This window comes from Nonomuraea sp. NPDC052634, assembly GCF_040678535.1.
Classification (GTDB): domain Bacteria; phylum Actinomycetota; class Actinomycetes; order Streptosporangiales; family Streptosporangiaceae; genus Nonomuraea; species Nonomuraea fastidiosa.
On sequence record NZ_JBFATY010000001.1, the window covers coordinates 2,363,072 to 2,375,600 of the forward strand.

A 12,529-nucleotide genomic window follows, 5' to 3' on the forward strand; every position below is an offset into this window, starting at 1 on the left:
AGAATATAGATACATTAGCGAATAAATATTCACCGGCCATTTGTGGAGGGCCGCATGGCGGGCAGGATTTTCTCTCACCGGCGCCGCGTCATCATCAACAGCGATGCGAAGAACGAAGCGGACGACCAATTCGCGATCGTGCACGCCCTGCTCTCTCCGAGCCTCGACATCAGGGGCCTGATTCCCGCGCATTTCGGCAACCGCCGTACCCGGCACAGCCTTGAGGAGAGCCGCGCGGAGATCGAGCTGCTGCTGCGGCTGATGAAGCTGGATGGCCAGGTGCCGGTGGCGGACGGCGCGCCGTACGCGCTGCCCGACGCCGGCACCCCGGTCCCCTCGCCGGGCGCCGAGCTCATCATCGAGGAGGCCATGCGCGAGGGCGCCGAGCCCCTCTACGTCGCCTTCCTCGGCCCGCTCACCGACATGGCCTCGGCCCTGCTGCTGGAGCCGCGCATCGCCGAGCGGGACGTCACCGTCATCTGGATCGGCGGCGGCGGTTACGACGGGCGCGGCCCCCAGGACGGCCGTCCCGAGTTCAACCTGTCCAACGACATCGTGGCGGCCAACCTCGTCTTCTCGTCGGCGCTGAAGGTGTGGCAGGTGCCCGCGCCGACGTACCGGATGATGGCCGTCGGCTACGCCGAGCTTGACGCCAAGGTCGCGCCGTGCGGCGAGATCGGCGAATACCTCGTACGCCAGCTCGTCGAGTGGAACGAGCGGCGGCACCGCGGCTCCATCGAGTTCCGCGTGCTCGGCGACTCGCCCGCGATCGGCCTGATGCTGCACCCCGACTGCGGCACCTGGGTCGAGCGGCCGGCGCCGAACTTCCGCTACGACGGCACCCTCGACTTCTCCAGCGCCAACCGGCCCATCCGCACGTACGACTCCATCGACGCGCGCTTCATCCACGAGGACTTCTTCGCCAAGCTGCGCGCCTTCGCAGACGGCGCGGGCCGTTGAGCACACCCATCAGAGCAGGAGGCGATGCGCCATGAGTGCGCTGACGTTCGGCGCCGGGATATGGGCGTTCGGGCAGATCGTGGACCGGTACGCCACGGACGGCTACGGTCCGGCGAGGACGATGACCGAGATGCTCGATCTCGCGGCCGCCGTTGACGGGCTGGAGTGCCTGGACGTCAACGTGCCGTTCGCCGAGGGCGTCACCAAGGCGTCGGAGGTGGCCGGGCTGCTGGCCGAGCGCGGGCTGCGGGCCAGGGCGATCACCCCGCACGTCTACACCAGGGAGTTCGCCAGGGGCGCCTTCACCAACCCCGACCCCGCCGTACGCCGGAAGGCCGCCGAGCGCGTGCACGAGGCCGTCGCGGTCGCGCGCGAGCTGGGCGCCGACTACGTGAAGTTCTGGCCCGGCCAGGACGGCTTCGACCTGCCGGGGCAGGCCGACTACGCGCGGCTGTGGGACCTGACCGTGACCGCGATCAGGGAGCTCGCGTCCGCCCACCCCGACGTGCAGTTCGCGATCGAGTACAAGGCCAAGGAGCCGCGGGTGCGCATCACGCTCGCCGACGCGGCCCGCACCCTGCTGGCCATCGAGGAGGCCGGGCAGCCGAACGTCGGCATCGTCATGGACTTCGGCCACTCGCTGCTGGCCGGCGAGACGCCCGCCGAGGCCGTGCAGCTCGTGCACCGGCGCGGGCGGCTGGTCTCGGTCGAGCTGAACGACAACTGGCGCGGCTGGGACGACGACCTGCCGGTGGCCTCGGTGCACCTGTTCGAGACCATCGAGTATGTGCTGGCCGTGCGGCGCATCGGCTGGGACAAGCCGATCCTGCTCGACCAGTTCCCGTACCGGGAGGATCCGGTGCGCGCGCTGTCGCAGAGCATCCGGACGATCAGGATGCTGGAGGAGGTGTGCGACCGGGTCGATCTGGACGCGCTCAGGGACGCGCAGGAACGGCAGGACGCGCTGGCCGCGCAGGCGGTGCTCTGGTCGGCGATCGGGACGGCACGTGCGACCTAGCGACACCACACTCCCCCACCCGCCGGTGAGCACCGGCGCCGAGCTGCGCCCCGACCATCAGGCCATCGCCGAGTGGCGGCGGCTGCGCGAGCGGCTGGCCCGCGCCGACCGCGCGGGCCGCGCCGCCGCGCTCGCCGCGCTGGCCGGCGGCATCAGGCGCACGGTCATCGGCACCATCGCGGACGCCGGTCTCGGCCACACCGGCGGCGACCTGTCGGTGACCGACATCCTCACCACCCTGTACGCCGCCGTGCTGCGCCTCGACCCCGCCGACCCCTCCTGGCCGGAGCGCGACCGGCTCATCCTGAGCAAGGGCCACTGCTCGGTCGCCCTCTACACCACGCTCACGACCTGCGGCTTCTTCCCCGCCGAGCACCTGAGCACGTTCGCCGCCCCGCTGTCGCCGCTCAACGGCCATCCCAGCCGCCGCTCGGTGCCGGGCGTGGAGACCAGCACGGGTCCGCTCGGCCACGGCCTGCCGGTCGGCGTCGGCGTCGCGATCGGGCTGCGGCTGCGCGGGTCGGCGGCGCGGACGGTGGTGGTGCTGGGCGACGGCGAGCTGCAGGAGGGCAGCAACTGGGAGGCCGCGATGACGGCGGGCCACCGGCGGCTGTCGTCGCTGACGGCGATCGTGGACCGCAACGGGCTGCAGCAGGGCGCGCGCACCAGCGACACCAACGACCTGGAGCCGCTGGCCGACAAGTGGCGGGCCTTCGGGTGGGAGGCGGTCGAGGTGGACGGGCACGACCACCTGGCGCTGCTCGACGCCGTCACGGCACCGCGCGACGAGGGCCGGCCGCGCTGCGTGATCGCCAGGACAGTGAAGGGACGGGGCGTTTCGTTCATGGAGGACCGGGTGGAGTGGCATCACCGGGTGCCGGACGCCGAGCAGACCCGCGCCGCGCTCGCCGAGCTGGCCGAGTCAGGGGACGCACGTTGATCGTGAAAGCGGCGCACGACTGCCGCGACGCCTTCGCCGACGAGCTGGTCGGCCTGGCCCGCGCCGACGACCGGATCGTGGCCGTGTGCAACGACTCGGTCGGGTCGAGCAAGCTGGCCGCCTTCGCCGCCGAGTTCCCCGACCGGCTGGTGAACGTGGGCATCGCGGAGCAGGACATGGTGGGCATCGGGGCGGGCCTCGCCAACGCGGGACTGGTGCCGTTCGTGTGCGGGGCGGCGACGTTCCTCACGGCCCGGGCGTTGGAGCAGATCAAGGCGGACGTGGCCTACAGCGCGGCGAACGTCAAGCTGTGCGGGATGAGCCCCGGGCTGTCGTACGGCGCGCTGGGGCCCACCCACCACTCGACCGAGGACCTGTCGTGGCTGCGCGCCATCGCCGACCTGCCCGTCGTGGTGCCCGCCGACCCGGCGCAGACGCGCGCGGCGGTGCGGTGGGCGGCGCGGACGGCCGGCCCGGCGTTCCTGCGCATCGGCAGGTTCCCGGTGCCGGACGTCTCGCCGCCGGACGGGCCCGCGTTCACCTACGGGCGGGCGGCCCGGCTGCGCGAGGGCTCGGACGCGACGATCGTGGCGACCGGCACGCTGGTCAGCCGCGCGCTCGAGGCCGCGGAGCTGCTGGCCGGGCGCGGCGTGCAGGCCAGGGTGGTGAACGTCTCGACCGTCTCCCCGCTGGACCGCGAGGAGATCGCGGCGGCGGCCACGCAGACAGGGGCGGTCGTCACGGCGGAGGAGGCGGTGCCCACCGGCGGGCTCGGGGCGGCGGTGGCGGAGGTGGTGCTGGAGACGCGCCCGGTGCCGATGCGGCTGCTCGGCCCGCGTACGTTCGCGCCCACCGGCGAGCCGGAGTTCCTCCTCGAACACTTCGGGCTCACCGCGGACGGCATCGCCCGCGCGACGCTGGAGGTGCTGGGCCGTGCCGGCGCGTGACGTGCGGGCGGGACCGCCGCCCGGTCTGAACGCCGGGGACGCTCGCGGCGCGCCCGTACGGCGGGACGCCGGAGAGGGCTCGGCCGGGCCGTTCGTCCTGGGCGTCGATCAGGGCACGAGCGCGACCAAGGCGATCCTGGTCGACGCGGCGGGTGAGGTGGTGGCGCGGGCGTCCGCGCCGCTCGCCCGGCGGGACCCGGGTCCCGGGCTGGTCGAGCAGGACGCCGCCGAGCTGTGGCGGAGCGTCCTCGACGCGGTCGCGGCCTGCCTGCGCGACGCGCCGCCCGGCCGGGTCGCGGCCGTCGGGCTGAGCGTCCAGCGCGAGTCGATCATGCTGTGGGACGGCGGCACGGGCGAGCCGCTCGGGCCGCTGGTGAGCTGGCAGGACCGCAGGGGCGGCGAGCTGTGCGCCCGCCTGGCCGGCGCCGCCTCCCTGGTACGCGAGCTGAGCGGCCTGCCGCTCGACCCGATGTTCTCGGCGTCCAAGGCGGCCTGGCTGCTCGACCGGCACGGCAGGAAGGGCGTGCGGCTCGGCACGGTGGACTCCTGGCTGCTGTACAGGCTGGGCGGCGGCCACGTGATCGAGGCCGGCTGCGCATCGCGTACCCAGCTTCTCGACGTGCGGCGGCGGGCGTGGAGCCCGGAGCTGTGCGAGCTGTTCGGGATCCCCGATGAGGCGCTGCCCGAGGTGGTGCCGTCCACGGGGGCGCACGCCGGCGCGGGCGCCCTGCACCCCTCGCTGGCCGGGGTGCCGGTCGCGGCCGTGCTCGGCGACTCGCACGCCGCCCTGTACGCGCACACGGCGGGCCGCCCAGGCGGGGTGAAGGTCACCTACGGGACGGGCTCGTCCATCATGGCCCTGGCGGGCGCCGACATGTGCGAGAACACGGCCCGTGAGGCGGGGCTGTGCCTGACGATCGCCTGGGACGACGGCGCGCCCGCGTACGCGCTGGAGGGCAACATCCTGGCCGCCGGCGCCACCGTCACCTGGCTGTCCGGGGTGCTCGGCGTCGAGCCTGACGAGCTGGCGCGGCTCGCGGCCCGCGGCGAGCGGGGTAGGCTGCACATCGTGCCGGCGTTCGGTGGTCTGGGCGCGCCGTGGTGGGACGACGGAGCAGAAGCGATCATGACGGGTTTCGGCCTGGGCACGCGCAGGGAGGACCTCGCGCGGGCCGCGGTCGACTCGATCGGCCTGCAGGTCGCCGACGTCGTGGCGGCCATGCGGCGGGCCGCGGGGCCCGTCACCGAGCTGCTGGCCGACGGCGGGCCGGCGGCCAACACCGACCTCATGCGGTGGCAGGCCGACATCACCGGGCTGCCGGTGCGGGTGGCGGCGCGTCCCGAGCTGTCCGCGCTGGGTGCCGCGCACCTGGCCGGGCTCGAAACCGGTGTATGGTCCCGCGGGGAGCTGTCGGGGCTGCCGCGCCACGGCCGGCGACACCCGCCCGTGCTGCCGGTGTGCGAGCGGCGCCGCGCGCTAGCACAATGGCACTCGGCAGTGGCCCGGGCTCGCCACCGGACCAGCAGGAGCGGCGAAGCCGAAGCGGAGGCCAGCGATCGTGGGAGCTGACAGTGGGTTCGACAAGGGCCGCGCGGGCGAGGTGAGGCTCGGCGGTCGCCGGCTCGGCCAGGAGTCCGAGCGCATGCGGCTGCTCGTCCGCGTCGCCCGGCTCTACCACGAGCACGGCGTGCGCCAGCCGCAGATCGCCGCCCAGCTGCGCATCTCGCAGCCCAGGGTGTCGCGGCTGCTCAAGGAGGCCGCGGAGATCGGCATCGTGCGCACGGTGGTCGTGGTGCCGTCCGGCGTGCACGCGCTGCTGGAGGAGGACCTCGAGCGCAAGTACGGCGCGGAGCAGATCATCGTCGTGGACGCCGCGGGCGAGAACCACGACGTGGTGGCCGCGCTGGGCTCGGCCGGGGCGACGTACCTCGACGCCACGCTGATCGGCGGCGAGCACCTCGGCATCTCCTCGTGGAGCGCGAGCCTGCTGGCCACGGTCGAGGCGATGCAGCGCCGTCCGGTGCGGGTGGCCGAGGAGGTCGTGCAGCTCATCGGCGGGGTCGGCAAGGGCTCCGCGCAGGTGCAGGCGACCCGGCTGGCCGCTCATCTGGCCGACCTGACCGGCGCCGAGCCGGTCTTCCTGCCCGCTCCCGGGCTCGTGGGCTCGGCGGTGGCGCGGCAGGCGCTGGAAGAGGACCACGTGGTGCGGCAGGTGATCGATGCCTGGTCGCGGCTGACCACCGTGCTGGTCGGCATCGGCAGCCTCAACCCGTCGCCGCTGCTGCAGGAGAGCGGCAACGCGATCTCCGAGGACGAGCTGGAGACGCTGCGCGGGCTCGGCGCGGTGGGCGATGTGTGCCTGCGCTTCTTCGATGCCGAAGGCCGGCTGATCGACTCGCCGCTGGAGGAGCGCATCCTCGGCATCCCCGCCGCCGACCTGCGGCGGGTGCCGCGCCGCATCGCCATCGCCGGCGGACGCCGTAAGACCGCCGCCATCAGGGCCGCACTCAAGGGCGGCTGGGTCAACACCCTCATCACGGACGTCGGCGTCGCCGAGGAGCTCCTGAAGGACTGACCCGGCCCTCCTGGCAGAGAAAGCCTCCCGCAGGACGACCGGCCTCCTCGCCGAGGAGCTGAGGAACTTTCCTCGCCGAGGAGCCGGGGACCTCTCCTCGCCGGGAGCCGGGGAACTCTCCCGGAGGACCGACCGGCCGAGGAGCTTCTTTCCAGGGCCACCCTCGGTTCTCCTCGTCAAGGAGCCGCTCAGGGCTGCCCCGAGCCTCCCCGCCACCACGCCCGTGCCCCGGCGCCCGGATGCCGCGCCGACGTGCGGCGGATGCCGCACCCACCCGGCCGGCGAGGTTCTGCGCCGGCACACGCGAACCTCGCGGGCCCCGCCCGCTCCTCCAGGCCCCCGCACCCCACCCAGCTCCCCCACGCTCCCCGCCCGCCGCCGGCTTCCATGTGCTCTCCCACCGCCGCCGCGCGTTCGGCGTGGCGGCCGTCGTGCCTTCGCGCGGGCGGCCGTCGTGCCTTCGCGCGGGCGGCCGTCGTGCCTTCGCGCGGGCGGCCGTCGTGCCTTCGCGCGGCGGTCTTCGTGCCGTCCCGTGGCGGTCTTCGCGCGTTCGCCGGAACTCGAAAGATGACCGCCGGAGAAACCGCTCTTGACAGTCACATCCGTGTCGTTCACGATGTGATGAATCCACTCCATTCATGCCTGAATAAAAATTCTCACCGACAGCAGCGTGGTCCGGAGTGTGCCGATCAGACGGCACGGCCCTGCCTATTCCCGGGGCGGAAAGAGAGCGTTTCGATGACCGAGGCCCTTGGCTTCGATCCCCAAAGATCAGGATTCGGCCGCCGCGCTTTACTGCGCTCGGCGGCATTGGTCACACCCGCCGTGGCCTGGGGGCCGGCTGCGGGTCATGCCGCCGCTGCGGCGGTGCCCACGCCGTCGCCGGCACCGGCTCAGACGGCGCAGGCCGCCGCGAAGAAGGTGCCCGCCTTCCCCGGCGCCGAGGGCGCGGGCATGTACGTCACCGGCGGCCGCGGCGGCAAGGTGTACGAGGTGACGACCCTCGACGACGACGGCCCCGGCTCGCTGCGCGCGGCGGCCGCCAAGTCGAACGGCACGATCGTCTTCCGGGTGGCCGGCACCATCAGGCTCAAGAGCGGGCTCGACATCACCGGCTCCAACCTGACGATCGCCGGCCAGACCGCGCCCGGCCACGGCATCACCGTCATCGGCAACGAGACGGCGATCAAGGGCAACAACATCATCCTGCGCCACCTGCGCTTCCGCGGCGGTGACGAGCTCGGCACCCCCATCGACACCTTCGCCGCCAGGGGCGTGCGCGACGTCATCATCGACCACTGCTCGTTCAGCTGGGGCGTGGACGAGTGCTTCTCCGTCTACGGCAACGCCAACGTGACCGTTCAGTGGTGCGTCATCTCCGAGGGCCTGGTCAACTCGGTGCACGACAAGGGCCGGCACGGCATGGGCGGCCTGTGGGGCGGCGACACGGTCACGTACCACCACAACCTGCTCATCCACCAGAACGGCCGTAACCCGCGCTTCAGCTTCGAAGAGGGCATGGCGCTGGTGGTGGACCACCGCAACAACGTGATCTACAACCCGGGCATCACGTCCTGCTACGGCGGCGAGTGGTCCAACGGCATCAACCTGGTGGGCAACTACTACAAACCGGGCCCCAACACGCTGCCCGGCATCGCCAGGGAGATCGTCGCCCCCGGACGCTTCGGCCAGTGGCACGTCAGCGGCAACGAGATCGAGGGGCACGCCGACGTCACGGCCGACAACAGCAAGGGCATCACATTCCCGGTCGGCGGCATCACGCTGCTGCCCAGGCCGGTGGAGTTCGACAACGGCATCACCGAGCAGACGGCGCGCGAGGCGTTCGCGACGGTCCTGGAGCAGGCGGGGGCCACGCTGCCGCGCCGGGACGCCATCGACGCGCGGCTGGTGAACGAGGCCCGCACCGGCACGGGACGGCACATCAACTCGCAGAAGGACGTGGGCGGCTTCGTGCCCCTGCCCACCGAGGTGGAGCCCCCGGCAGACGGCGACCACGACGGCATCCCCGACGAGTGGGAGACCGCGAACGGCCTCGACCCCGCCGACCCCGAGGACGCGCAGACGGCCGGCCCCGACGGGTACACGAACCTGGAGCGCTACCTCAACTCCATCCAGCGGGCCGGCGCCCGCAACCCGGAGGTGGCGATCACCTCCCCCGCGATCGACCAGGTGTTCGCGGCGGCCAAGAACAAGCAGTCCATCACGATCACGGCCGACGCCAAGGCGCTCGACGGCGCGACGATCGCGAAGGTCGAGTTCTTCCACGGCGACACGAAGATCGGCGAGGCGACGGCGGCGCCGTACACGGTGACGTGGGAGGGGGTCAAGGACGGCAGCTACTGCCTGACGGCCAGGGCCACCGACAGCACCGGATCGGCGACCACGTCCTCGCTGGTGCCGATCCACGTCAACCGCACCAGGACGCACAGCGGCTGGCAGGTCAGGGACATCGGCGAGGTGCCGATCCCCGGCAACACGGCGCTCAAGGACGGCGTCTTCACGATGAAGGGCTCCGGCAAGATCGCCGGCTGGAACGACTCCTTCCACTTCGCGTACAAGGCGGTCGGCTTCAGCAGGCGCGGCGAGGTCCTGGAGATCACCGCCCGGCTCGACGGCATCAGCAGGAACCACATCGGCGCGGTGGCCGGCGTCATGGTGCGGCAGGACCTGGAGCCGGACTCGCCGTTCATGCTGGCCGGCATCGGCTACTCAGCCAGCAGTGAGGACGGCTCCGGCCGGCGGGCGATGGCGATCAGGGTCGCCTCGCACGGCACCCGGCCGAGCGTCGGCGAGTGGCCCGACGGCCTGGGCGAGAAGCCGTACTGGCTGCGCCTGGTCGCGAGGAGCCTGCCGACCGGCAACGACACCGAGTTCGAGGCGTTCCTGTCGGACAACTCCCTCAACTGGGACCGCATCGGCTACGAGCGCATCGCGATGCGCACCAGCCGCTTCTACGTCGGTCTCGTCGTGGACGGCAACCAGGAGGCCAACGGCGTCCACAACTACATCACCGCGACCTTCAGCCAGGTCAAGGTCAATCGTTAGACCCCCGGAAACGGAGCACCGATGACAGAGCACGCCTTCACGAGGAGGAGCCTGCTCCGCGGCGGCGGAGGGCTTCTGCTGCTGGCCACGGCCGGTGGCTGCGGCTTCTTCGACACCAGCCCCGCCAAGGACGCGGGCGGCCCGGCGGCGGCCGCCGACCTGTCGGCCAAGGAGGCGCCGCAGCTGGCCGAGCTGGTCAAAGCCGGCAAACTGCCGCCGCTCGAGCAGCGTCTGCCGAAGAACCCCATGGTCGTCACGCCGCTGAAGGAGCCCGGCCGCTACGGCGGCACGTGGGCCTCGGCGATCGTGGGCGAGGACGACTTCGACTGGCTGTACTACTCGCTCGGCTACGAGCCGCTGGTCCGGCTCAAGCCCGGCACCAACGGGCAGAAGGGCCCCGACGACATCGTCCCGAACGTGGCCGAGTTCGAGGTCCAGGACGACGGCCGGGTGTACGTGTTCCGGCTGCGCGAGGGCCTGAAGTGGTCCGACGGCCAGCCGTGCACGGCCGACGACATGCTGTTCGCCTTCGAGGACGTGGCCACCTACCACGACCTGCACACGACCGGCGTCTACGACCTCTACCTGGAGAACGGCACCACGGACGAGCTGGTCAAGGTGGAGAAGGTGGACGAGCGGACGGTCCGCTACGTCTACAAGCAGCCGAAGGCGGGCCTGCTGTTCCAGATCGCGGTCTCGACGTTCGAGCGCGGCGGCGCGGCCGGGTTCCTGCTGCCCAAGCACTACCTCAAGCAGTTCCACAAGAAGTACAACCCGGACGCCGACAAGCTGGCCAAGGAGCGGCAGCTGGAGGACTGGACCCAGCTGTTCATGAACAGGAACGACGTCGCGCACAACGCCGACATGCCGACGCTGCACCCGTGGAAGATCACGAACCCGGTCGGCAAGGGCACGGCGGTGGTGGCCGAGCGCAACCCGTACTACTGGAAGGTCGATGACAAGGGGCGGCAGCTTCCGTACATCGACCGGTTCAGGGCCGAGGTGCTCGGCGACGTCGAGGTCGAGCTGCTGAAGATCATGAACGGCGAGATCGGCCTGCAGCTGCGCAACTTCAACACGCCGGAGAACAAGCCGCTGATCGCGCAGAACGCCGAGAAGGGCAAGTACCGGCTGTTCGACGTGCCGAGCCGGCTGAGCAACACGATGATCCTGCAGTTCAACCAGACGATCAAGGACGACGGACTGCGGGAGCTGTTCCAGAAGAAGGACTTCAGGATCGGCCTGTCGTACGCGATCAACCGGCAGGAGATCATCGACGGCGTGTACGCCGGCCAGGGCGAGCCGTGGCAGGCCGCGCCGTCGAAGAACAACGCGCTCTACGACCCGGAGTTCGCCAAGCAGTACACCGAGTACGACGTCGCCAAGGCCGACGAGTTCCTCGACAAGGCGGGCCTGACGGAGAAGGACTCCGACGGGCGGCGGCTCGGCCCCGACGGCAAGCCGCTGATCATCACGGTCATGGCGAGCACGGAGTTCCCGCACCACGTCGAGGCGCTGGAGTTCGTCAAGAAGGGCTGGGAGGCGGTCGGCGTCGGGCTGCGCGTGGACCCGGTCGCGGGCACGCTGTTCACCGAGCGCACGATGGGCAACCAGCCGCAGTGCTCGACGTACACGTGCAGCGACTTCGACGTGATCACCGGCACCGGCGGCGACCACTACTACGTGCCGAGCAACTCCGGCAGCGCCCGCTACGCCATCCGCTGGGCGCAGTGGTACGGCAGCAAGGGCAAGAGCGGCGACGAGCCGCCGGCCCCGGTGCGCGCGCAGCTCGAGGCGTTCACCAAGATGCGCACGGAGCCGGACTTCACCAAGGCGCTGGAGCACGCCAAGGAGGTGGTGAAGGCGGCCAAGGAGCAGTTCTACGCGATCGGCATCAGCTCGTACCCGGACGAGTACGGCATCGTCTCCACCGCGTTCAAGAACGTGCCGGACTCGATGGCGTCCGCGCCGGTGAACCCCGGGCCGACCCAGCCCGAGCAGTACTCGCTCTGAGGGGCACGGCGTGCTGGCTTACTTCGGGCGCCGCCTGATCTACGTGGTGGTGACGCTGTGGGCGATCTCGATCGTCGCGTTCGTCATCATCAACCTGCCGCCGGGCGACTACGTCTCGACACTGGTCGCGAACGCGCAGGCGGGCGGCGAGGGCATCACCCCCGCCGAGATCGCGAACCTGCGGCAGCGCTATGGGCTCGACGATCCGCTGCTCGTGCAGTACTGGCGCTGGTTCTCCGCCATCCTGTTCCACGGCGACTTCGGTCAATCGTTTGCCTGGAACCAGGCGGTCTCCACGCTGATCGGCGAGCGCATCGCGCTGTCGGCGGTGCTGTCGCTCAGCTCGCTGCTGATGGTCTGGGCGATCGCGTTCCCCATCGGCATCTACAGCGCGGTCAAGCAGTACTCCTGGGGCGACTACGGCTTTTCGTTCCTCGGCTTCATCGGGATGGCGGTCCCGGAGTTCATGCTGGCGCTGGTCCTCATGTACATCGGGTTCCGCTACTTCGGGCAGAGCGTGGGCGGGCTGTTCTCGCCGGAGTTCCAGGACGCGGCCTGGAACCTCGGCAAGGTGCTCGACCTGCTGAGCCACCTGTGGGTGCCGATCGTGGTCATCGGGGTCTCCGGCACGGCCGGCATGATCCGGGTGACCAGGGCCAACCTGCTGGACGAGCTCTACCGCCCGTACGTGGTGACCGCCAGGGCCAAGGGCCTGCCGGAGTGGAAGCTGCTGCTGAAGTACCCGGTGCGGATGTCGCTCAGCCCGTTCTTCAGCACCGTCGGCTGGCTGCTGCCCGGCCTGATCGGCGGCGAGACGATCGTCTCGGTCGTCATGAGCCTGCCCACCGGCGGCCCGCTGCTGCTCAGCGGCGTGCTGAACCAGGACATGTATCTCGTCGGCAGCTTCGTGCTGATCCTCAGCACGCTGACCGTGATCGGCACCGTGATCAGCGACCTGGCGCTGGCCTGGTGGGACCCGCGAATTCGCAAACGGTACAAGAGAGAGTAG

The 12,529-nt window shown here is 71.3% G+C and carries 9 protein-coding genes; all 9 read left to right on the top strand.

Features of this window, described 5'->3' with window-relative positions; translation table 11 throughout:
- Positions 1–54 precede the first annotated feature (54 nt).
- On the top strand, positions 55–960 hold the full coding sequence (locus AB0K67_RS10590) for a nucleoside hydrolase (protein WP_364056193.1): 906 nt from the start codon (positions 55–57) through the stop codon (positions 958–960).
- Positions 961–991: 31 nt separating this feature from the next.
- Complete coding sequence (locus AB0K67_RS10595; protein WP_364056196.1) at positions 992–1,978, top strand: TIM barrel protein; 987 nt, start codon at positions 992–994, stop codon at positions 1,976–1,978.
- Between the two features lie 25 nt (positions 1,979–2,003).
- Complete coding sequence (locus tag AB0K67_RS10600; protein ID WP_364056199.1) at positions 2,004–2,918, top strand: transketolase; 915 nt, start codon at positions 2,004–2,006, stop codon at positions 2,916–2,918.
- 2 nt (positions 2,919–2,920) lie between these two features.
- Entirely contained in the window at positions 2,921–3,865 is a 945-nt protein-coding gene (locus AB0K67_RS10605) for a transketolase C-terminal domain-containing protein (RefSeq protein WP_364057536.1), read from the top strand.
- The gene (locus tag AB0K67_RS10610) at positions 3,852–5,435 is read left to right on the top strand and encodes an FGGY family carbohydrate kinase (RefSeq protein ID WP_364056202.1); all 1,584 of its coding nucleotides are present in this window, start codon (positions 3,852–3,854) and stop codon (positions 5,433–5,435) included. Before AB0K67_RS10605 ends, AB0K67_RS10610 begins: the two co-directional genes overlap by 14 nt.
- On the top strand, positions 5,425–6,441 hold the full coding sequence (locus AB0K67_RS10615; protein ID WP_364056205.1) for a sugar-binding transcriptional regulator: 1,017 nt from the start codon (positions 5,425–5,427) through the stop codon (positions 6,439–6,441). The genes AB0K67_RS10610 and AB0K67_RS10615 overlap by 11 nt, the downstream gene beginning before the upstream one ends.
- A 738-nt stretch (positions 6,442–7,179) precedes the next feature.
- Entirely contained in the window at positions 7,180–9,507 is a 2,328-nt protein-coding gene (locus AB0K67_RS10620; RefSeq protein ID WP_364056208.1) for an Ig-like domain-containing protein, read from the top strand.
- Positions 9,508–9,528: 21 nt separating this feature from the next.
- The gene (locus AB0K67_RS10625) at positions 9,529–11,520 is read left to right on the top strand and encodes an ABC transporter substrate-binding protein (protein ID WP_364056211.1); all 1,992 of its coding nucleotides are present in this window, start codon (positions 9,529–9,531) and stop codon (positions 11,518–11,520) included.
- A 10-nt stretch (positions 11,521–11,530) separates the two neighbouring features.
- Positions 11,531–12,529: an ABC transporter permease gene (locus tag AB0K67_RS10630; protein ID WP_364056214.1), complete on the top strand. Its 999-nt coding sequence runs from the start codon at positions 11,531–11,533 to the stop codon at positions 12,527–12,529.

Coding starts and splice junctions, on each gene's coding strand:
- AB0K67_RS10625 (WP_364056211.1), top strand. CDS start 9,529: ATGACAGAGCACGCCTTCACGAGGAGGAGCCTGCTCCGCGGCGGCGGA.
- AB0K67_RS10620 (WP_364056208.1), top strand. CDS start 7,180: ATGACCGAGGCCCTTGGCTTCGATCCCCAAAGATCAGGATTCGGCCGC.
- AB0K67_RS10595 (WP_364056196.1), top strand. CDS start 992: ATGAGTGCGCTGACGTTCGGCGCCGGGATATGGGCGTTCGGGCAGATC.
- AB0K67_RS10590 (WP_364056193.1), top strand. CDS start 55: ATGGCGGGCAGGATTTTCTCTCACCGGCGCCGCGTCATCATCAACAGC.